This is a genomic window from Swaminathania salitolerans (assembly GCF_007988945.1).
GTDB lineage: Bacteria > Pseudomonadota > Alphaproteobacteria > Acetobacterales > Acetobacteraceae > Swaminathania > Swaminathania salitolerans.
Genome location: NZ_BJVC01000004.1, coordinates 120,947 through 142,336 on the forward strand (window position 1 = coordinate 120,947; position 21,390 = coordinate 142,336).

Below are 21,390 nucleotides of genomic sequence, written 5' to 3' on the forward strand. Positions count from 1 at the left end.
CCGCATGCCATCGCCCTTTCCCTATCCGATCCTGTATCGAAGCCCGCGGCTCGTCGTGATCGACAAGCCCGCAGGCCTGCCCGTTCATCCCGGACCGCGAACGGAGCGCTCGGTCGAGACGCTCTTCCCTCTTCTCTCCCGCCGCAAGGACGGCCCATGGCTGGCGCATCGGCTCGATACCGATACGTCGGGCTGTCTCATGATCGCCTTGCGCAAACAGGCTCTCATCGAAGCCCAGGCACTTTTCGCGACAGGGAAGATCCGCAAGATCTATCGCGCCGTGGTCGAAAATGCCCCGGCTGCGGAATCGGGGCTGATCGACCGGCCGATACGCAAGGTCTCGACATCGCAGGGCTGGTATATGGAGAGCCATGAAGCGGGCCAACCGGCCCGCACGTCATGGCGCGTCCTCTCCCGGGGAAAGAAACATGCGCTGCTCGAACTCGGACTGCTGACAGGTCGAACCCATCAGGCGCGGCTGCATTGTGCCCTGCTGGGATGTCCCATACTCGGCGATGCGCGCTATGGCGCAATTCCCGGCCCCTTGCATCTCGTGAGCTGGCGTCTCGACGCCGAACTCTCGACCGAGACGATTTCCGCCCGGGCGGAAATCCCGCCCCACATGCGACAGAGCTGTCAGGATTTCGGTCTCGTCCTGCCATAGAGGACGAACCACAGACGAAACAGCCATGTCTCGGCCTGTCTCTGCCTGACGAACCCCGCCTCCCCTGTCAGAAAGCGCATCCTGCCCCACAGCCCGCATTGGGAGACGGGCGCGAGACGCTCGAGAAACGCCCGCGCATCGTGGGTCAGGATCTCCCGGCAATCCGGCTCTCCGAGGCGCGCCGCCAGGCCGGCATGCAGGCTCATAAACGCGGAAGGGCCCCGGCGCAACGCACGCAGCCCCCGCACGAGCCAGGATCGCTCCACACCGACGGCATTCCGGCGATGCTGCCGGTAGAAGCTGACACAACGCGCGTCTGAGACGACGCGTCCTCCGGCCCCCAGAACGAGAACGTAGCTCCACCAGTCGTGCAGGATCCCTGCGGGAGGCTGTCGGGACCGGATCAGCGCGGCAGCTTGAGGATTGAGCAGAACCGTATGCCCGGTGGCGCAGTTCTGGATGAGCGCGGAACGGAAATCCGGATCGCGGCGCAGCGTCAGGGAAGGTCCTCTGACCGTCAGGCGATCGTCGGTGAGATATTGCCGCGCATGATAGAGCGCGGGCCCTGCAATTCCGCTCAGGGCCGCTCGGGCCCAGGCGAGTTTTTCGGGCACCCAGACGTCGTCCTGATCGGCGAAGGCGACAGGGGCCGTTTCGGGAGCCGCATCGAGCAGGACGGCATAGGAAGAGGCCACGCCGAGATTGCCGGGGCAGGTTGCGATCTCGACGCAGCGCCCCTGGCCGCGATGCTCCTGAAACGAGAGCATGATCGCACGCGATGCATCGCACGATCCGTCATCCCGCCAGTAGAGGCACCAGTTCTGATCGGTTTGCGCCAGAAAACTGTCGAGCTGCTCATTGAGATGAGCCTCGCCATTATAGACGGAGAGGAGAATGGCGATCGGTCCGTCCTGGGATCCGGTGAGGCGATCGATCCCCCCGACCGTGCGGAGTTGCGGCCGCACGGTGGAACGGGTCTGTCGGCTTTGCAAGATCAGGGCGTTTTTGTCGCAAAATGCGCCGCGACAGCACGCGAAACGCCATCGCGCCAATCCGGCAATCTCACGCCGAAAACACGCTCGAGCTTGCTGCAGTCGAGGCGGGAATCCTGCGGCCGTTTCGCCGGGGTAGGCCAGTCTTCCGTACGGATGGCGGCAATCTCCTCGGGCATCTTCTGACCGAATTTCACCGCTTCGCCGATCGCCGCCACGGCCAGACCGTGCCAGCTCGTATCTCCCGATCCGGTCGCATGATAGAGACCGGCATAGGAATCCTGCCAACCCGCTTCGACCCGATCGGCAATCGTCAGGATGGCCCGGGCGAGATCGTCGGCACTCGTCGGACATCCGTATTGATCGCCAACCACCTTGAGATGGGTGTTTTTCGCGGCTGCATTGACCATCGTGCGCACGAAATTCCTGCAATGCCCCGAATAGACCCAGGCTGTCCGCAGAACGATGCTGCGCGGCTGCGCCGCGAGAACGGCCTTTTCGCCCTCCGCCTTGGTACGCCCGTAAACGGTCTGCGGTGTGACCGGATCCGTTTCGACATAAGGCGCACCCTTGTCGCCCGCATAGACATAATCGGTCGAGACGTGAATCAGGGGAATATCGAGGCCTGCACAGACACGGGCAAGTTCTGCCGGTCCGGTCTCATTGGCACGCCGCGCGGCTTCCTCCTCCTGCTCGGCCAGATCGACCGCCGTCCAGGCGGCTGCATTCACCACCAGCGCCGGCCGGATCGAGTCCACGACCTGTTCGATGGTCTCCGGGCGGTCGAAATCGAAATCCGGTCGGCCGACCACGACGACCCGATCGCCACCGAGCGTCTTCAATGACGTCGCAAGCTGTCCCTGACCGCCCGTCACGAGGATCGGGCGCTGCGCCATGCTGCTCATGAGTATTCGAACCATCCCCTGGCTTCGGTGAAATGCGGGGCAACCTTGTCCTTGTCGGACAGGACCACCTCATCCTCGCCGATCGGCCAGGTGATACCGAGATGCGGACAGTTCCAGATCACCGCGCGTTCTGACGCCTTGTCGTAGAGAGACGTGCATTTGTATTGCACTTCCGTATTTTCCCGGAGGGTGACGAAGCCGTGCAGGAAGCCGGGAGGCACCCAGAGCTGCGACCAGTTCTCTTCCGACAGCTCCGCCGCAACCCATTTGCCATAGGTGGGCGATCCCGTACGGGCATCGATGGCCACATCCCAGATCGCACCTTTTGTGCATCGGACCAGCTTGCCCTGCACATAGGGCGCAACCTGACAATGCAGCCCACGCACGACGCCCTTCTGGACCGACAGGCTCTGATTGTCCTGAACGAAGGGAATGTCGATTCCGGCCTCGATCATCTTCTGCTGGTTGTAGGTCTCGGAGAAGAAGCCGCGCGAATCGCTGAAACGCTGCGGCGTGACGAGAATGACATCGGGAATGGCGAGACGTTCGACTTTCATGACTGACCTCCTGCCTTGCGATCGGCATGACCGTGCTCCGCCAGTTCCAGGAGCATGCGACCGAGTTCGGTCTTTCCTTTCGCCCTGCCCTGGGTAACGAGCTGATCCTTGCCTATGAATCCCATCCGGTACGCGACCTCTGTCGGGGAACCGACGAGCATTCCCTGCCGGGACTGGATCGTCTGCACGAACTGGCCGGCCTGCATGAGGCTGTCGGGCATGCCGGCATCGAGCCAGGCACATCCCCGGCCCAGACGATCGACCTGAAGCGACCCCTCCTCGAGATACATCTGGTTCAGATCGGTGATCTCGAGTTCGCCGCGCGGGCTCGGTTTCACCTTCTTCGCAAATTCCACGACCCGGTGATCGTAGAAATACAGACCGGTCACAGCCCAGTGGGATTCGGGTTTGCTCGGCTTCTCGACAATCCGCAGGGCGCGTCCGCTCTCGTCGAAGCTGACCACACCGTATCGCTCGGGATCCCTGACCTGATAGGCGAAGACGGTCGCGCCTTCCGGACGCACGGCAGCGGCCCGGAGCAGCACGCTCAGATGCTCCGAGAAGATCAGGTTGTCACCCAGGGCAAGGGCGCAGGGTGCGCCGTCGATCCAGTCCTCGGCGATCAGGAAGGCCTGCGCCAGACCGTCCGGAGAGGGCTGCTCCCGATAGGCGAACGAAACGCCGAACTGGGAGCCGTCCCCGAGAAGCCGCTTGAACTGGGGCATGTCGTGCGGGGTCGTGATGATCATGATCTCCCTGATCCCCGCCAGCATCAGCGTCGTCAGGGGGTAATAGATCATCGGCTTGTCATAAACCGGAAGCAGCTGCTTCGAGGTTGCAAGCGTCATGGGATACAGACGCGTTCCCGAACCGCCTGCGAGAAGAATGCCCTTCATGGGTTTGTCCGCCGCGGTGCTCATGCCTTCGTTCCCAGTCTCTGGCCGGTGTAGCGCCGGGCACGGATGCCCTCCCACCAGCCACGATTATCCAGATACCATTGTACGGTCCGGCGGATGCCGGTTTCGAAATCGTGCTTCGCTTTCCAGTCGAGCGCCTGCTCGGCGTGGCTCGGATCGATCTCGTAGCGGAAATCGTGACCGGGACGATCCGTGACGAACCGGATGAGGCGCTCGCGCGGACCCGCCGGATCGGGAGACAATTCATCGAGCACGCTGCAGATCGTCTTCACCACGTCCAGATTGGTACGGGGCTGACGGGCGCCGATCGCATAGGTCTCGCCGGGCACGCCGCGCTCGACCGCACGCACCAGCGCCTCGGCATGATCCTCGACGAAGAGCCAGTCCCGGATGTTCTCGCCCTTGCCGTAGACGGGAAGTTCCTTGCCCTCGAGCGCATTGATGGTCACCAGGGGAATCAGCTTTTCGGGGAAATGCCAGACACCGTAGTTATTCGTCGTATTCGTGACGAAGGTCGGCAATCCGTAGGTATGGTACCAGGCGCGCACGAGATGATCAGAGGCCGCCTTGGATGCGGAATAGGGGCTGCGCGGATCGTATGGCGTGGTTTCGGTGAATGGCGGATCGTCCAGCTCCAGATGCCCGAATACCTCGTCCGTCGAGATATGATGGAAGCGGAATGCGCGCTGCGCTTCCGGGGAAAGCGTCTGCCAGTAACGCCGCGCCGCCTCGAGCAGGGCGTAGGTTCCGGTCACATTGGTCTCGACGAACACGCCCGGTCCGTCGATCGAACGATCGACATGACTCTCCGCCGCGAGATGCATGACCGCATCGGGACGGAACGACTCGAAAAGCGTCTGCAATTCGACGCCGTTGACGATATTGACCGGAGCGTGACGATAACGGGGATCGGAGGCAACTTCGGCAACAGTCTCTTCGGAAGCGGCATAGGTCATGCAATCGACGTTCAGCACGCTATGCGTCGTATGACGGATCAGATGCCGGACCACGGCAGATCCGATGAAGCCGCAGCCACCAGTCAACAATATTCGCATCTTCACTCTCAGTCGCAGGAATTCGATACAGAGGGGCCGTCGATCGCTCCCCTCGGAGAAAAGCGATTACACTTTATCGACGAGCGGCGAAAAGGCAATATATGCGACAAGTCACGTGAGGATATTCAGGCTTTCGAACTATTGCCTGCTTTCCACTCGAACGCGGTGTCCTCTACGGTGACTTTACACTGCAGGAGTTCCGTGGTGGAGCTGAGGGGAATCGAACCCCTGACCTCCTCATTGCGAACGAGGCGCTCTCCCATCTGAGCTACAGCCCCACGGATGGGCGGCAAGCTACACGCTCAGGATACAAAGTCAAGATTGTTCCTGCGCGTGGGACGCAGCATAATCGGATGCCTGTCGTCTCTCCGGTTGTCACAGAGCGCTTCCGACCCTATTGGTCCCGTCCTCACCCCCCAAAAGACAGAGAACCGCCTTGCTCATTCTCCTCCTCTACAAGATCGTGATGATGCTGATCCAGCTCTTCACATGGGCACTGATCCTGTCATGCCTGATGAGCATGCTGCTGGCCTTCGGCGTTCTCGATCCCCGCAACCGGATCATCTATAATATCGCGGTCTTTCTCAATCGCGTGACCGAACCCGTCCTGGCGCCCGTGCGATCGATGCTTCCCCAGTTCGGCGCCATGGATTTCAGCCCGCTCGTGGTTCTCCTCGTCATACAGTTCCTGCTCGTTCCCGCCCTGAACCGCCTGCTTCTGTACTCGCTGCACTGAGACCCTCGCACGGGGCGCCCTGCGCTGGACCACGCGCCCTTGCAGGAACACCGCCGACAGGATCCTCAGTCGGCGACGTCGCTGTATTCCTGCCAGCCGAGCCTGGCCGAGAGCTGGGACGCCGCATTGCGCAGCTGGGGGGCGAGCATCCGCATCCGCACGAGCGGCAATTCGGCGGCCGACGCGGTCACACTGATCGCAGCGACGATTCCCCCCGAAGCGTCCCGGACCGGGGCTGCGACGCAATGGATGCCGATCTCGTCATCTTCCAGATCGAAGACGCATTCCGTCGCGCGATAGGCGCGCATCCGGTTGATCCATGCCGGAAGGCCGGACGGCACATGACGATAGCTCGCACGGTAGAGGCGCGCCCAATCCGTCTCCATCTCATCCAGAAGCAGCGCCCGCCCGGTGGCGCTGCGGGCGAGAGGGATGTACTGTCCGGTTCTGGACCGCAAGGCGAGCGGCTTTCTGCCCTCGACACGCATGAGATAGACCGCATGTCCGTCCGACCGTACCCCGAGATGCACCATCTCGCCCGTCACGTCGCGCAGACCCTGCAGGATCGGCGCGGCCAGAGCGAGCATCGGCGAGGCATTCTGCGCCTGCGAGGTCAGGGAGGTAAGCTTCTCGCCCAGACCGTAGCGTCCCATCGATTTGAGCCGCAGCCAGCCCTGCTGAAGCAGAGCCGCCGTCAGACGCTGGGTCGTGCTGCGCGTACACCCGATCTCGAGAGACAATTCGGACAGGGTGTCCACACCAGCCCTGACTGCAAGGATGATCGAAAGCCCGCGCCCGAGCGTCTGAGTGCCCTGAGGCCAGTCCTTGTCCGAATATGCCACATTCCGCTCCATCTGATTCGAACGGCGTCCCCGGAACGGCACTGACCCTGTCGCGTCGAACCCGGAGTTTTCACCTAAGCTTGTCGCGGGTATAGCAAAGCCGGAGCATCGGTTTCGTTACAATTGAAGATTATTCCCCGTCGGTTAGTCAAATCTGTGTAATCAAGACTTGCTAAGTTCTCATTTCCCGACGAAGAACATTCAATATCGAGGGCGTTCGATCTGGTAAAGATGCTGCCAGTATTTTCCTGTGACATAAAGCCTGTCATGCACCGCGTCGTATGCAATTCCGTTTGCCACGGCATCGGTGTCGGTCGCGGCGATATCCTCCTCGAGTTCCGTCAGATCCAGCCAGCCCCTGACATGCCCAGTCAGGGGATCGATCCGCGCGATATCGGGCGTGAGCCATATATTGGCGTAGATTTCTCCGCGAACGAATTCGAGTTCGTTGAGATGCGACACGGGCTCACCGTTCGCCGTCACGCAGATCTCCCCTCTCTGCCCGAGCGTGTCGGGATCGAGGCGACGCAGACATGAGGTTCCGTCGGACATGAAGAGATCCCGATCGTCATGGGTGAGCCCCCATCCCTGGCCGCTATAGGTGAAGCTGCCGAAGCGCGAGAGGCCGGGATAATGCCAGAGAAAGCCTCGTCCGCTCTTCCATGTCAGGCTGATTACCTTGTCGTGCCAGTCCGCGATCCCTTCGCCGAAGACGCCATCGGGCAGCCTGGCCTGCGCGCGCACCTCTCCGGTCGCAGGATCGACCTTGCGTATGACCGAGCGTCCGGAAAAACCCGTGCTCTCCCACAGAAAGCCGTCACGATAGAACAGCCCTTCGGTAAAGGCGGACGGATCGTGCGGAAAGACGGCCAGCACATGGACCGGCTCGACCGGAATATCCTCACCGGTTTGCCCCTCCGCCCGGGCGTGACCGGTTCCGGCCGGGAAGCCGGCAAGCATCATGGCCAGGAGAAACCGCCTTGCCCTCGAAAAGAACTGCGTCATGCACCCGTGATGTACAGAAGAGACGCCGGTCAGGCTACCCGCACGCGATCGTGCCGGAACCATCCCGCCAACACCGCAGCGTCAGCGAGGTGGGGCCGGGGCGCCGGTACGGTATTCAGACCCCGTAGATCGAGACGAAAGCCTGTCCGATCCGGCCGGCCACGAAGCGGATCTCCCTGTCGGACGTATCGACCGGCAGCTCGAAACGTTTTCTCTGGACGAGCCGCGTCTGGCAGAGCGCCATGAACTGCTCGGCAGCGAAAACGGGGTCCTCCGTCGCGATCGCGCCCCTGCCGATCCAGTGCTCGATCCACTCCGTCATGATGCTGAGCGTGCGCCCGAAACCGTGGCGCCAGAAAATATCGGCCAGATCGGGGAAATGCGGTGCCTCGGAAACGATGATCCGATAGAGTCTCAGGGGACCCGGCTCGAGAAGCACCCGTATGAACTGCTCGGCGAGAGCGCCGAAGGCCTCCGCACAGCGCGCGGCGCTCATCTCCGTCTTCTGCAGGGCCGGAGCGAGCTTGTCGCGGCTGAGGTCCTCGATCACGGCGCCGAAGAGCGCCGCCTTGTTCTCGAAATGATTGTAGAGCGTGCCCTTGGATACCCGGGCCTTGCAGGCAATCTGGGACATGGATGCCCCTTCATAGCCACGCTCGAGGAAAACGGCCTCCGCCCCGTCGAGGATCTGCCGTCTCTTGGCGCTGCCGGAGCCGCTTTCGTCTCCGGCTCCGCTCTTGTGATCCCGGTCCGCGTGGTCGTCTTCAGCTCTCGCGTCCCTCGTCATCGCGCCATCCTCCCCATATCGTCGCCATTCTCTTCCTCTCGCCGTCAGGAAAGAAGAGATCGCCTTTTTCCTGCAGGGGGTGGACTGGCAGAAACTGACCGAACGGGTCGATCAGCGCAAGGCCTAACTTCCGGACGCCGCTTTCCTTCAAAGCTGCAATGTGGATGACTTCAATGTGTCCATGAAGGGTCTAGGCAGTTCGGGGGCAGATGACGATAAAATGGACGTGACAACCCGATATCAGTCAGAATGAGAGTTCTATGACCAAAACAAGCCCGAACGTTTCGAGCCATGGCCGGACCTTGCCCCCGGGAGTTGTCACAGGTGATGATTATCTCACCCTGATCGATGCCTGCAAGGCGGGCGGATATGCCCTCCCCGCCGTCAATGTGGTCGGTACCGACAGCGTCAACGCGGTGCTCGAGGCGGCCGCCAGGAACAAGTCCGACGTCATCGTCCAGTGTTCGAATGGCGGCGCCCGGTTCTATGCGGGAGAAGGCCTGGCAGACCAGCACAAGGCGCGGGTTCTGGGTGCCGCAGCGATGGCACGCCATGTCCACATGCTCGCGAAGGAATACGGTATCTGCGTGATCCTCCACACGGATCATGCCGACCGCAAGCTCATTCCCTGGATCGAGGGATTGCTGGATCTGAGCGAGGAAGAAGTCCGGGCCGGTCGTCCGCCGCTCTTCTCGTCGCATATGATCGATCTCTCCGCCGAGCCGCTCGAGGACAATCTCGCGGAATGCGCCCGTCTCCTGCCCCGGATGGAGAAGCTCGGAATCAGCCTCGAGATCGAACTCGGCGTGACGGGCGGCGAGGAGGACGGCGTCGGCCACGATCTCGAAGACCATGAGGACAATGCCCATCTCTATACCCAGCCCGAGGATGTTCTCCTGGCCTGGAACAAGCTTTCCCCGCTCGGTCACGTGACGGTGGCAGCCTCTTTCGGCAATGTCCACGGCGTCTACAAACCGGGCAACGTACAGCTCCGTCCCGAGATCCTGCTGCATTCGCAGGAGCATGTGGCGAAGGAACTCGGCCTCGGTCCCAAGCCGCTCAGTCTCGTCTTCCACGGCGGCTCCGGCTCCGAGAAGGACAAGATCACCGCCGCGGTATCCTATGGCGTCTTCAAGATGAATATCGATACCGACGTCCAGTTCGCCTTCGCGAACGGTATCGGTCAGTACGTTCTCGATCATCCGAAGGCCTTCCTCCATCAGATCGACCCCGAGACGGATGCTCCCTACAAGAAGCTCTACGATCCGCGCAAATGGCTCCGGGTCGGCGAAGAGAGCATCGCGACCCGCCTCGAGGAGGCCTTCCGGGATCTCGGCTCCCGGGGCCGATCGATCGCGCAAGGGGACTGAGAGCGGTGAGCTGCGAGATCGTGCGGGCCTTCACGGTCCTGCCGAGCCAGATCGAGACCTTCGAGTCGACCTATGGACCAGAGGGTCCATGGGCGCGGCTCTACCGCAACGTCCGCGATTATCGCGGCACCAGACTGATTGCCGATATGGCCAAGCGCGGCGACTATATCGCCATAGACGAATGGTCTTCCCACGAGGCGTGGCTCGCCTTCCAGAACGATCATCCCGATGCCTTCGCCGCGCTCGATGCGGCCTGTTCGCCCCTGCTGCAGACCATGACGTTCATCGGTGCCTTCCGCGTCGTTTCGCCCTGAGACGGCAGCGCGCGCTCGGGCAGCGCCCCGACGATCGCGGGGAGGCGGACGCGAAAACGACTGCATCGGGAAAAGCTTAAAATATTGGACCCAGCATGTAGAAAATCCTTGCATCTGCAAGGCAGGGTCTTTAATCGGGCGGCCTTGGCCCAAGGGGGCATGTTGCCCAACAGGCTGTCTACTGGTTTAGGGGTACGTGATGAACGCACTTGCTCAACTGGGGATGGTATCGGAACTCCCGAGAGATAACCAGACTGTCGCATCGAACGCATCTCATGAAGAGGTGTGCAAGGACTACTTCATCGAGCGGGATGGTGAACGCTTTGCCGGTCATCATCTGTTGATCGATTTCTGGGATGCCACGAATCTGGACGATCCCGCAGCAATCGATGCAACGCTTTGCGAAGCCGCGGTTACCGCAGGGGCAACAATCCTGCATAGCCATTTTCACCATTTCACGCCCAATGCCGGCGTGTCCGGTGTGATCGTTCTGGCCGAGAGCCACATCTCGATCCACACCTGGCCCGAGCGCAATTTCGCGGCGGTGGATGTGTTCATGTGCGGTGCCTGCGATCCGAATCTGACGATTCCGGTCATGCAGCGCCTGTTCCAGGCCGGTCGCGTCGTTTCGGAGGAAGTCCGCCGCGGTCGCGAGCCGATTGCATCGGCAGGCTGAACACGTCATAGGCTGCATGTCGTGCAGACCAAGGCCGGGCCCGTCGCCCGGCCTTTTTTTTGATGAATTGGGGAAAGGCCGTCTCATGTCCGAATCCTGGATCAACGAAACTCTCTATCCCGACTGGGGTCAACGCTTCCGTGTCACCCGGGAGCTGGCGCGCGTAAAAAGCGATTTCCAGGACATCGTCGTGTTCGAAAGCGATTTCCACGGCCGTGTCCTCGTGCTCGATGGCGTCATCCAGATCACGGAACGCGACGAATTCGTCTATCAGGAAATGCTCACCCATGTGCCGCTCCTGACCCATCCCGATGCGCGGCGCGTGCTGATCATCGGCGCTGGCGATGGCGGCGTGCTCCGGCGCGTGCTTGAACACAAGACGGTCGAGAAGGCCGTCATGGTCGAGATCGACGGTGCCGTCATCGAGCTTTCGAAGCAGTATCTGCCCGATATCGCGGGGGATGCCTGGAACGATCCGCGCGCCGAGGTCATCGTGGGCGACGGAATCGATTACGTCGCCAAGGCGGAAGACGGTGCCTTCGACGTCATCATCGTCGACTCGACCGATCCCATCGGGGTGGGCGAGGTGCTCTTCACCGATGCGTTCTACAAGGATTGTGCCCGGATCCTCTCCGCGCAGGGTCTGATCGTGAACCAGTGCGGCGTGCCGTTCATGCAGGCGGACGAACTGCGCGAGACCAGCGCCCGACGCGCCAGTTTCTTCCCCCACGTCTCGGCCTATGTCGCAGCCGTGCCGACCTATGTCGGGGGCTTCATGACCCTGGGCGTCGCCGCAAAGGGCGTCGATCCCACCCGTCAGACCGTGGAAGACGTCCGCGCCCGCGCCGAAGCAGCGGGTATTCTCGGAACGACCCGCTACTGGACGCCGGAAATCCATGTCGGGGCGTTCAACCTGCCGCCCTATATCGCCGAGAACCTGCCCGGTCAGGCAGGCTGACCGGGCTGCCCCCCTAGGGATATCGTTTCTCTGGGGGAATATCGTTCCCCTGGGGGGTTATCCTTCCCGGGGAGACGGCTCTCTCCCCGGGAGGACCGGCCGCGCTATTTCTGCGCCTTGACGGCGGCAATCCAGGCATCGACACGATCGCCAAGGAGCGTGAGCGGCATCGCGCCGCCGGACAGGATGACATCGTGGAATTTCCGGATGTCGAAACGATCGCCCAGCGCCGTCTTCGCCTTTTCCCTGAGACGCAGGATCGTCTGCTGACCCAGCATGTAGCCGAGCGCCTGAGCGGGCCAGGCGATATAGCGATCGGTTTCGGCCTGCATATCCGGCTCGCTCGTCGGCGGATGGGCATGGAAGAAATCGATCATCTGCTGACGGGTCCAGTGCAGATCGTGAACACCGGTATCGAGAACGAGACGATCGGCGCGCAGAAGTTCGCCGTTCAGCCGTCCGTAATCGCTGTACAGATCCTTGTAGAAACCGAGCTCCTTGCCCAGGCCTTCGGCATAGAGCGCCCAGCCCTCGATATAGGCATTATAGAATCCCTGCTGTCGAAACGGGGGCAAAGGCAGGGATTGCGCCGTCGAGATCTGGAAATGATGCCCCGGAACGCCCTCGTGATAGGCCGTATCCTCGATGGTGTAGAGATCGCGTTTCGCGAAATCTCCCGTATTGACGAAAACGATCCCCGGTCTGGAACCGTCCGGCGTTCCCTGATGATATTCCGCGCCCGCAGCCTCGGCCTCGCGATAGCGTTCGACCGGCCTCACCTCGAGCTTCGTGGTGGGAATCCTGTCGAAATCCTTCGTCAGCGCAGGCCACATCTGGTCGATGTAATGACGGTAGAGGTCGACGATCTGCGCCCGTGAGGTCGCATAGAGCTTCGGATCCTTCGCGACCGAGCCCCGCAAGGCGGCAAGATCGCTGAAGCCCAGACGATGCGCGATCTCCGTCATCTGCGCCTCGATCCGTGCCACCTGCGCCAGCCCGAGCGCATGGATCTCCGACGGGCTCATCGTGGTGGTGGTCAGCGTGCGGATATCGTAGCGATAGAGCGCGTCGCCGCCAGGCAGCGCCCATACGCCCTCCTCGGTCCGGCCATGGGCGATGTAGCCCTGCTTCATGAAGGCGGCGAGACGCCGGTAGGCGGGCCGTACGTCATGATCGATGGCAGCGACGATCTCCTTGCGCAGACGTGCCCGATCCGCTTGCGGAACCGAAGCGGGAAACTGCGTCACAGGCTCGCCGAACGGGCTTTTCTCTCCGGCGGGAGCGGCGATCTGCTCGATCTGCTTCTCTGCCTTCTCCAGCAGGAAACGCGGTGGCATGAGGCCGTCTTTCTCGCCCTGCCGTGCAAGCGCGATGATCTGCGCGATAACGCGGGGAACGGCCCGCAGGCGTGCGAGATAATCCTCGTATTGTCTGGTCGTTGCGAACGGAATGCTCGAGACGAAACCCGGAAGCTGAAGCTGGACGCCGTTCATCTGATCGATGGGCATCTCGTAGGTCCGCAGGCGTATTCCCTCCAGATCATCCTCAAGCTGCTGGATCATCATCGCCCGGCTGATCCGGCGCTGCTCGTCGAGCGAAGCCGGGTCGAACGCCTGGAATTTCTTCAGGAACCGGGTGAGATCGGAGACGGATGCCCGGATATGGGCGAGGGAATAATCGGTCCAGCGATCATTGTAGCGATAATCCCCGATCGATGTCGCAAGCTCGGGGCTGTTCCTCAGCGTGTATTGCCATTGCGCATCGAGAAGCCGGTCGAAAGCCGCCGCTTCCGGACCGGGGCGCTCCGCCCCGGCGGCCGGCGGCGAGGAAGACGACGGATCCGCAGCCCAGGCCGCGTGACCGAGAAGCAGACTACCAAGCCCGATCAGGGCCAGTTGGGGAAGACGGGAATGGGGGCGGCCCGGGCGGCTCTTGGACATCGGATCTCCTGTATCGCAGCGGACTGATGGCGATCCGAACCGGTCAGAACGCCGCGTGCCAGTCTGTGCCGGGAATCTTCATACCCGTATCGTTACGATGCCACCACCCACCTCCGAGCGCCTGGAAGAGAGCGACGCTGTCCGTGAAGCGCGTCGCTTTCGCCTGGATGAGGGAGAGACGCGCCTCGAGCTCGATCTGGACCGCCGCCTGGAGAAGAACGGGCGAGATATCGCCATAGGACATCTGCCTCTGGGAGATTGCCAGACTGCGGATTGCCGCATCCTCATTCGCCGCGCTTATCGTCAGCCCGTCCGAATCCTCCTGCAGGGCGTGAAGCGTATCGGCCACGTTCTGCATCGAGGTCAGAACCGTGTTCCTGTATTGCTCGGTCGCCGCAAGCAGGTTCGCGCGGGCCTCGCGCTCGAGATGCATCAGCTCGAATCCCTGGAAGATGGGCTGAGCGACCATGGCCCCGATCGTCCAGTTGCCGTAACCGGGCGTGAAGAACTGGCTCATGGCATTGATCGCCTGACCGGGGGTCGCGGAAAGCTGGACGTTCGGCAGACGGTTGGCGATGGCCACGCCAACCTGGGCGCTCGTACTGTGCATCTGCGATTCCGCCGCCCGGATATCGGGACGCTGCTCCAGCAGGGCAGTCGGAAGACTGACGGGCAGCGCGCCCGGAAGCCTGTAGGCGTCGAGAGGGATCTCCGGCAGTCTTTCCTGCGGCGTGGTGCCGATCAGCGCCGCGATCTGGTCATGCGCCTGCTCCGCCTGGAGACGCAGGGGAGGCAAGGTGGCCTGAGCCTGGGTCATCGCCGCTTTCTGGGCCAGAAGCTGGGCTTCCGAGATATCGCCGAGACGATATTGCTTCTCCATCACCGCAAGCAGCTTCTGCTGATTGGCGACGATCTCGTCCGTCGCCCGGATCTGTTCGTTCAGGCTCGACTGCGTGATCAGCGCCACGATCAGCGTGTTGATCAGCGTGTTCGTCGTTGCCACGAGTTCGAAACGCTGGAGCTCCGCCTGGGCCGCCTGGGACTCGACCTGACGCCGCAATCCGCCCCAGAGATCGGGTTGATACGAGATATTGAGCTGAAGCGTGTGCAGATTGTAGAGATAGGCGTTGTTTCCCGGCACGGGTGAGAGCGCCTGCGACGTCTTGTTCCGTGTCGGATTGAAAGAGGCCGAGATGCTGGGCAGGAGGGGCGCACCCGCGACCCGCGTCTGCTCATAAGCCGCCTTGAGCGCCGCCTGGGACGATTTCAGCGACGGGTTGTTCCTGAGCGCGCGCGTCACCAGTGCATCGAGCTGGGGAACGCCGAAGGCGGTCCACCACTCTCCGGACAGATCGGCGCCGGGCACGAGAGCCTGACGCGCTCCTGCCGCGAAGCCGCCGGGCGTACCGTGGATTTCTCCCGGCAATGCGTCGCTCTGATATCCCGCTTTCTGCAGAAGGGCCGGACGATGATAATCCGGCCCGATGGCGCAGCCGCCGAGAAGGGAAAGCACCAGAAGACCGATCGGAGCGGAACGCTTCATGACACGGCTCCCGAACGGCGCGCGCGCCGTCGCTCGATATGATGCTCGAGCTCGAAGAAGAAGACGGGCAGGACGAACAGCGTGAGCAAGGTGGCAATGCCCAGACCGCCCACCACCACGGTTGCCAGGCCGCGCTGGACATCCGTCCCCACTCCGGTGGCCAATGCGGCAGGCAACATGCCCGCGCTGGCGACGGTCGCCGTCATCAGCACCGGGCGGAAACGCTCTGCAGCACCGGCAAGCACGGAATCATGAATGCTCTGTCCCGAGCGGTGATGGCGGTTGATGGCCGCGATCATGATGATGCCGTTCTGCACCGCCACGCCGAAAAGCGCGATGAACCCGACGGCCGTCGCGATATTGAGCGTCTCACCGCGCAGGTGCAGCGCGATCAGCCCCCCCAGAGTGGCAAGCGGAACGACGCTCAGAACGAGCACGGCGTGACGGAACGTGCCGAACTCCATGAAAAGCAGAAGCAGCATGACCGAGAACATGACGAGGAGTGCCACGCCCAGACGCGCCTGGGCGCGCTGCTCCTGTTCGAAGCTTCCGGCCCATTGCAGACGATAGCGGCGCGGATCGAAATGGACCTGTTCGGCGATACGCTTCCGGGCATCTTCCAGATATTGGGAGAGCGGCCGCTGACCATTATCGACCCGGATCGTGATCTGTCTTTCGCCCATCTCATGAGCGATGTTGCTCTCTCCCATATGCAGTCCGACATCCGCCACTTCCGAAAGCGGGATCGGAGCGCCATCGCTCGAGCGCAGAGGGAGCGCCCGGATCGAGGCGAGATCCTGCAGGTCGCGGGTCCCGACGCGCAGGGTCGCGTTATAGACGCGATCCTCGACATAGACCTGCGTGATGGCCGCATCGCCGATGGCGTTCTGGACGACCGTGCCGATATCGGACACGCTGATGCCATAGCGTGCCGCCTCTTCCCGCTTGGGCGTGATCATGAGCTGCGGAATCTGGGGCTCCTGGAAGATCGATGCATCGGCCGTGCCGGGAACCTCATGCAGGATGCCGACGATCTGGCGCCCGATGCGCCGCAGCTCATGAAAATCGCTGCCGTAAACGCGCAGGACGAGCGGGGAATGGGCGCCGCCCACCAGATCGTTCATACCGTCCTGGATCGGCTGGCTGATGCCGAAACTGATCCCGGGAATACGCGAGAGCCTCTCGCGCAGACGGCCGATGAACTCGGCCTTGGTCTCGCCGCTGCGCCACTGATCGTAGGGCTTGAGGCCGACAGGCATTTCGATATGCGAGAACGTCCATGGATCGGTGCCCTCGTCATTGCGGCCGAGCTGGGTGATGGCATAGGAGGTTTCGGGAAACTCCCTCACGGCCGAACGTATCTCCCCTGCCATACGACTTCCCTGATCGAGGGAAATGCCGGTCGGCAGCTGTACCTGGAGCCAGAGCGCACCCTCATCGAGATCGGGCAGGAACTCGCGCCCGACCGTCGCCCCCAGCACGACCACACAGACCAGGGCCGCCGCCCCGCCCAGAAAGGTGACGAGCGGTCGCGCGAGCATATGGGTCAGCCCCCGCTCATAGGCCCGATGCAGGGCCTCGAGCGGGCGGTTGTGCCAGATCCGGCGCGGCTTGTGCAAAGCGAGATAGCTGAGTGTGGGGATGAGACAGAGCGCGCAGGCCAGAGCGCCCAGCAGCGCGAAGCTGACCGTATAGGCCATGGGACGGAACAGCTTGCCCTCGCTGCCCTCGAACGCGAAGAGCGGAGAATAGGCGACGATGATGATGAGCGTGGAGGAGAAGATCGAACGTCCCGCGATCCGGGCGACGCCCAGCACCTCGGTTGCCGTAAGGGTCGATCCGGGCGCCTGCTCGCGCAATCGCAGGATCGCCTCGGTAATGACGATCGCACCGTCGACGATGACACCGAAATCGATGGCGCCGAGCGAGAAAAGATTGGCCGCCATGCCGAAGAAATGCATGAGGACGAAAACGGTCGCGAGCGCGAGCGGGATGGTGACCGCCGTGACCAGGGCACTGCGCGGACTTCCCAGAAAAAGCGTGAGGATGACGAGGACGAGCCCCACCCCCTCGACCATGGTTTCGCCCACCTTGTGCGTCGTGGCCTTCACCAGATTGTCGCGATCGATATAGGGGACGAGACGGACATTGAGCGGTTTGAGCCGATCCTGAAGCAGCTCGACCGTATGATGCACGTTATCGAGCACCACGGAGGGGTTGGCCCCCGAGAGCATGGTCACGATCCCTTCGATCGTATCCGGATTGTTGTCCTTGCCGAGAATGCCCTCGCGGATCTGGTGACCGAACTGGATCTGTCCGAGATCGCCGAGCAGGACGGGCGTGCCGTTATGCTGGGCGACCACGATATGCTTCATGTCGTCCAGCGTATGGATCATGCCGACGCCGCGCACGATATAGGATTGCTCGCCGCGCGTGATCCGCCCGCCCGCCGCATTGGCGTTGTTGTTCCTGATGGCATTGACCACGTCATCGGTGCTCAATCCGAAGCGGAGCAGGGCGTCGGGCCGGAGCACGAGCTGGTATTCGCGTGTCAGACCGCCGAAATTATTGACGTTGACGATGCCCGGCACGCGCTGGAGCGTTGGAATCACGATCCAGCGCTGGACATCGGAAAGCTGCATCAGATCCATCGAATCCGATTCCAGCGTGTAGCGATAGATCTCCCCCGCCGGTCCCGTGATCGGACCGAGCTGGGGCGTTACGCCATCGGGCATGCTCGCCGTTCCGAGAAGCTCCAGCACGAGCTGGCGGGCCGTGAACACATCGACACCATCATGAAAGATGAGCGTGATGAGCGACAGACCGAACGTGCTGCTCGACCGGCTCTCCGTGACGCCCGGCACTGCGGCCAGCGCACGCTCGAGCGGCACGGTGACCTGTTGTTCCATCTCCTCTGCCGCAAGCCCGGAGACCTGTGTCGTGATCTGAACGTTCACCGCGCCCAGATCCGGATAGGCCTCGACCGGCAGAACGCGCCAGGCATAGCCCCCGGCGAGGGCCAGAAAGACCGCGCAGATGAAAACGATATGACGGCGCGCGAAGCACCAGGAAATAAGAGTCGCTATCACGGGTCGGAGGGCTCTTGTCGTTGGCGCTGAAGGATCAGTCGTTGTCGTTGAGGAGAATTGCGCCACGGGTCACGACCCGCTCTCCGGCTTTCAGGCCGGTGAGCACGCGCACGTTTTCTCCCTCGTCGTAGCTGACCGTGATCGCGCGGCGCTGGAAATGACGCGGTGCCCCCTCCTGGACGAACACGCTCAGACGATCGTTGTTCATGAGAAGCGCCGTCTTGGGGATCATGATCATCGGCGGCTGGGGAACCGCGATCTCGGCATCGGCAAACATGTTGGGCCGCAGATCGAACGCGGCATTGTCGCAAAGCATATGGGCAACGACCCGGCGCGTATCGGCATGAAGCGCCGGATCGATGGAAGAGACGGTGCCGGAACACACACGCCCCGGAATGGCAGGGATCCGCACGGTCATGCTCTGGCCGGTCCGCACGAGCGCGGATGTGTCCTCCGGAAGGGCCGCATCGATCTGAAGACGGGAAATATCGAGAATGACGGCCTGAACGGCGGTGGGATCGGTAATGTTGACCCCCTCGGCCAGGGAGGTGCTGGCGACCAGTCCGTCGACCGGCGCGAGGAGATGCACCATGCCCTCTCCGTCCCGATCCGTACGGCTGTTGAGCGATTCCAGACGTCTCTCGGCGCGCTGGCGTTCGGCCTGAGCCTGGGCGAGATCGTTCAGGGCCGCGTCCAGATCCTTCTGCGCGTTCCCCCCGATGGAGAGCACGTCACGTGCCCGGCGCACGACCCGCTCCTGATAGGTCACCTGTGCACGGGCCTTGACCAGATCGGCATAGGCCTGATCGAGATCGCCCGAGGCGAGCACGGCAAGGACATCGCCTTTCCTGACGCTCTGGCCCGGCTGGAGATCCGTCCTGATCACTCGTCCCGTAACCGGCGTGAGGATGGGATAGCTCCGCCGCGGCTCGGCCTGGACCGTCGCCGGAACCCGGAGTCCATGCGCAAGAACGCTGGCCTCGACCGGCTGCACATGCAGACGCGCCATGAGAGGCGCCCCTTCTGCAACGACGATGGTGCTTCCCTCACGGGTGAATTGCGGATGCGCGGAGTCGTCCTGCGGGCCGTGCCGCAACCGCAGGACCGCAAGGACAACGCCCAGAGCGACAAGAACGAGCAGAACGGCAACGGCCGGACGACGGGTCACGGCGCCGGGCATGAGTCTGGGCATGAGTCTGGGCATGGGCGGACAAGGCCGTCAGGAAAGCGCATCGGGCGTTCGGCTCCGGGATATGAAATCAGTGATGTCACGACTGAAGAGAATACGGACCCGGTTCGCAAGAACGCAGCGATACGGCCCGACCCGCCTTCTAATAGGGATTCGTAACGAACGATGCATGATAATTTCATGTCATGCATCGGGCAATGTCCGACATATGAGGCCTGGGCACGAACCGACAGACGATCTGACAGAAGGGCCGATCCGCGACCGGATCCATGACATGTCCCGCCCTTGCCCCGCCCTGTGCGGATCGGGGGCAGGCATGAGGAGGCTCAGAGCGCCGTGTTGGCCGTCGATCCCGATACGGGGTCTCCGATCGTCCTCAGGGAACGCGGTCTCACCGGTCCCCCAAGGACATGACCGATCGGGGTCAGCGCCTCTATGTGGTCGCAGAAGATCTTGAACACGGCGAGCATGGGAACGGAGAGGAAGGCCCCTCCTATTCCCCACATCCAGTCCCAGAAAAGCAGGGAGGCCATGACCAGAACCGGATTGAGCGTGAATCTCTTGGCGAGAAGCATCGGCGTGATCGTCTCGCCTTCCATGATGTGGATGCAGAGATAGATCGCGGGAGGAAGCAGCGCCAGAAGGAAGGATGGAAAGCTGATCAGCGCCACACAGAAATACACCACCACGCCTGTCAGCGGACCGATGATCGGGACGTAATTCAGCAGGAAGGCCAGCACCCCCCAGAGAAGGGGGTTGGGCATGCCCGTCAGCCAGCACTGAAGCAGATTGAGCAGCCCCACGAGCAGATTCATGATGGTGATCGTCGCCAGATAGAGCGAGACGTTCCGCTCGATCTGGGTCGTGATCTGCACCAGGCGTCTCTTGTCCGAATAGGTCGGCATGATCTCGACGATCCGGCGCAACAGGCTGTCTCCCTCGGTCATCAGGAAGAACAGCATGAGCAGCATGGTGAAGAGCTCCCCCATGAAGGCCCGCGTGCCGACGAGAACGGACGACCCCCAGAGCCTCAGCGTCTCGGCGCTGTTGGAGGCGGAGGAAGAGGCCGCCGCCGCGGCGCTCACATGATGATGGCTGCTGCTCGAAACCAGGGAGATCACCCGGTAATAGCCGCGCTGGAGCGATTCGATCGGTCCCTGGAGAAAGGCGAGCTTGTCCTGCAAGGCCGGAAGGCTTTGCGGAACCTTCGTGAGCCAGGCTGCGGCCGGCACGGAAATGGCGGTGCCTATGCCGGCGACGATCACGAACATCGCGATGATCAGCAACAGGGCGGCGATCGGTTTCGGCAGCCGCAACCGCCCATGGAGAAACCTCATGGGCGCGATCATCAGCAGATTGACGACCATGGCGAAGACGAAAGGCAGGACGATATCGGCGGCGCAATTGAGGGTATAGAAAAGCGCCAGAAGCGTGATGATCAGCACGCAGACATCGCGCAGGCTCAGACTGTGACGCAGCATCGCCTTGCGGATGATGCCGGCCTGGCCGGCATCCGGCTGGGCGGCATCGCCCTTCCTGCGCTCTCCTCCCGCAACCGGAGGGGGCACGACATGCGCCTTTTCTCTCCCGTCACGGTCGGCAGGGTCTGCAGACTCCGGGAGGGCGGTGTCCTGGGCCGGGGACGTGCCTGACATGTCGGGCTGTTCTTTCCTGCAATGGCGAATGCGGCGGCATCGGGTGTCAGAAGCCTTGTAAGCCGTTCAACAGCTCCGGATCACGAATGTTGCCCTCAACGTGAGGCACGTTACATTTAATTGGGTTGAATCCTTTTTCCTTGCAACCCATTTTCGGTTTCTGTCGTATGACACCTGCAGCTCTCTGCAGCCTTCT

The 21,390-nt window shown here is 62.2% G+C and carries 19 protein-coding genes and 1 tRNA gene; 6 read left to right on the plus strand and 14 right to left on the minus strand.

Annotated features, from left to right (window positions below; translation table 11 throughout):
* The first annotated feature begins 4 nt into the window (after nucleotides 1-4).
* A complete protein-coding gene (locus SSA02_RS09345) occupies nucleotides 5-664 on the plus strand; it encodes an RluA family pseudouridine synthase (protein WP_147093801.1) in 660 nt (219 codons plus the stop codon).
* On the opposite strand, the gene SSA02_RS09350 is transcribed toward SSA02_RS09345, so the two are convergent.
* The 6 genes from SSA02_RS09350 to SSA02_RS09375 all read right to left on the minus strand — a co-directional run bounded on the left by SSA02_RS09350 (nucleotide 637) and on the right by SSA02_RS09375 (nucleotide 5,368).
* A complete protein-coding gene (locus SSA02_RS09350) occupies nucleotides 637-1,629 on the minus strand; it encodes a glycosyltransferase (protein WP_246103806.1) in 993 nt (330 codons plus the stop codon). The two genes, SSA02_RS09345 and SSA02_RS09350, sit on opposite strands and share 28 nt — an antisense overlap.
* A 29-nt stretch (nucleotides 1,630-1,658) precedes the next feature.
* Complete coding sequence (rfbD, locus tag SSA02_RS09355; protein ID WP_147093802.1) at nucleotides 1,659-2,561, minus strand: dTDP-4-dehydrorhamnose reductase; 903 nt, start codon at nucleotides 2,559-2,561, stop codon at nucleotides 1,659-1,661.
* Nucleotides 2,558-3,118 (minus strand): dTDP-4-dehydrorhamnose 3,5-epimerase, encoded by a 561-nt coding sequence (rfbC, locus tag SSA02_RS09360; protein ID WP_147093803.1) that lies wholly within the window; start codon nucleotides 3,116-3,118, stop codon nucleotides 2,558-2,560. The genes rfbD and rfbC overlap by 4 nt, the downstream gene beginning before the upstream one ends.
* Complete coding sequence (gene rfbA / locus SSA02_RS09365; RefSeq protein WP_147093804.1) at nucleotides 3,115-4,038, minus strand: glucose-1-phosphate thymidylyltransferase RfbA; 924 nt, start codon at nucleotides 4,036-4,038, stop codon at nucleotides 3,115-3,117. Before rfbA ends, rfbC begins: the two co-directional genes overlap by 4 nt.
* Entirely contained in the window at nucleotides 4,035-5,090 is a 1,056-nt protein-coding gene (gene rfbB / locus SSA02_RS09370; RefSeq protein ID WP_147093805.1) for a dTDP-glucose 4,6-dehydratase, read from the minus strand. Before rfbB ends, rfbA begins: the two co-directional genes overlap by 4 nt.
* A 202-nt stretch (nucleotides 5,091-5,292) precedes the next feature.
* Nucleotides 5,293-5,368, minus strand: a tRNA-Ala gene (locus tag SSA02_RS09375).
* Between the two features lie 158 nt (nucleotides 5,369-5,526).
* On the opposite strand from SSA02_RS09375, the gene SSA02_RS09380 reads away from it, so the two are divergent.
* On the plus strand, nucleotides 5,527-5,826 hold the full coding sequence (locus SSA02_RS09380; protein ID WP_306345085.1) for a YggT family protein: 300 nt from the start codon (nucleotides 5,527-5,529) through the stop codon (nucleotides 5,824-5,826).
* A gap of 65 nt (nucleotides 5,827-5,891) precedes the next feature.
* Here SSA02_RS09380 and SSA02_RS09385 read toward each other — a convergent pair whose 3' ends face one another.
* From SSA02_RS09385 to SSA02_RS09395, 3 genes are all read right to left on the minus strand, one after another.
* Nucleotides 5,892-6,668 (minus strand): IclR family transcriptional regulator, encoded by a 777-nt coding sequence (locus SSA02_RS09385; protein ID WP_186807750.1) that lies wholly within the window; start codon nucleotides 6,666-6,668, stop codon nucleotides 5,892-5,894.
* Between the two features lie 201 nt (nucleotides 6,669-6,869).
* Nucleotides 6,870-7,673 carry a glutaminyl-peptide cyclotransferase gene (locus tag SSA02_RS09390; protein WP_186807751.1) on the minus strand — a complete coding sequence of 268 codons (804 nt, stop codon included), beginning with the start codon at nucleotides 7,671-7,673 and terminating at the stop codon, nucleotides 6,870-6,872.
* Between the two features lie 115 nt (nucleotides 7,674-7,788).
* The gene (locus tag SSA02_RS09395; protein WP_147093808.1) at nucleotides 7,789-8,460 is read right to left on the minus strand and encodes a TetR/AcrR family transcriptional regulator; all 672 of its coding nucleotides are present in this window, start codon (nucleotides 8,458-8,460) and stop codon (nucleotides 7,789-7,791) included.
* A gap of 260 nt (nucleotides 8,461-8,720) precedes the next feature.
* On the opposite strand from SSA02_RS09395, the gene fbaA reads away from it, so the two are divergent.
* From fbaA to speE, 4 genes are all read left to right on the plus strand, one after another.
* Nucleotides 8,721-9,830: a class II fructose-bisphosphate aldolase gene (gene fbaA / locus SSA02_RS09400; protein WP_147093809.1), complete on the plus strand. Its 1,110-nt coding sequence runs from the start codon at nucleotides 8,721-8,723 to the stop codon at nucleotides 9,828-9,830.
* Nucleotides 9,831-9,835: 5 nt separating this feature from the next.
* Nucleotides 9,836-10,144, plus strand: coding sequence for a hypothetical protein (locus tag SSA02_RS09405; RefSeq protein WP_147093810.1), 309 nt, complete (start codon nucleotides 9,836-9,838; stop codon nucleotides 10,142-10,144).
* Nucleotides 10,145-10,343: 199 nt separating this feature from the next.
* A complete protein-coding gene (speD, locus tag SSA02_RS09410; protein ID WP_147093811.1) occupies nucleotides 10,344-10,820 on the plus strand; it encodes an adenosylmethionine decarboxylase in 477 nt (158 codons plus the stop codon).
* 85 nt (nucleotides 10,821-10,905) lie between these two features.
* The gene (speE, locus tag SSA02_RS09415) at nucleotides 10,906-11,778 is read left to right on the plus strand and encodes a polyamine aminopropyltransferase (protein WP_147093812.1); all 873 of its coding nucleotides are present in this window, start codon (nucleotides 10,906-10,908) and stop codon (nucleotides 11,776-11,778) included.
* A 104-nt stretch (nucleotides 11,779-11,882) separates the two neighbouring features.
* On the opposite strand, the gene SSA02_RS09420 is transcribed toward speE, so the two are convergent.
* From SSA02_RS09420 to SSA02_RS09440, 5 genes are all read right to left on the minus strand, one after another.
* Nucleotides 11,883-13,718 (minus strand): DUF885 domain-containing protein, encoded by a 1,836-nt coding sequence (locus tag SSA02_RS09420; protein ID WP_147093813.1) that lies wholly within the window; start codon nucleotides 13,716-13,718, stop codon nucleotides 11,883-11,885.
* Between the two features lie 43 nt (nucleotides 13,719-13,761).
* Nucleotides 13,762-15,261 carry an efflux transporter outer membrane subunit gene (locus SSA02_RS09425; RefSeq protein ID WP_147093814.1) on the minus strand — a complete coding sequence of 500 codons (1,500 nt, stop codon included), beginning with the start codon at nucleotides 15,259-15,261 and terminating at the stop codon, nucleotides 13,762-13,764.
* Nucleotides 15,258-18,350 (minus strand): efflux RND transporter permease subunit, encoded by a 3,093-nt coding sequence (locus tag SSA02_RS09430; protein ID WP_147093815.1) that lies wholly within the window; start codon nucleotides 18,348-18,350, stop codon nucleotides 15,258-15,260. The genes SSA02_RS09425 and SSA02_RS09430 overlap by 4 nt, the downstream gene beginning before the upstream one ends.
* 34 nt (nucleotides 18,351-18,384) lie before the next feature.
* Nucleotides 18,385-19,554, minus strand: coding sequence for an efflux RND transporter periplasmic adaptor subunit (locus SSA02_RS09435; protein WP_246103808.1), 1,170 nt, complete (start codon nucleotides 19,552-19,554; stop codon nucleotides 18,385-18,387).
* 311 nt (nucleotides 19,555-19,865) lie between these two features.
* Nucleotides 19,866-21,020 (minus strand): AI-2E family transporter, encoded by a 1,155-nt coding sequence (locus SSA02_RS09440; protein WP_186807760.1) that lies wholly within the window; start codon nucleotides 21,018-21,020, stop codon nucleotides 19,866-19,868.
* Nucleotides 21,021-21,390: the final 370 nt, after the last annotated feature.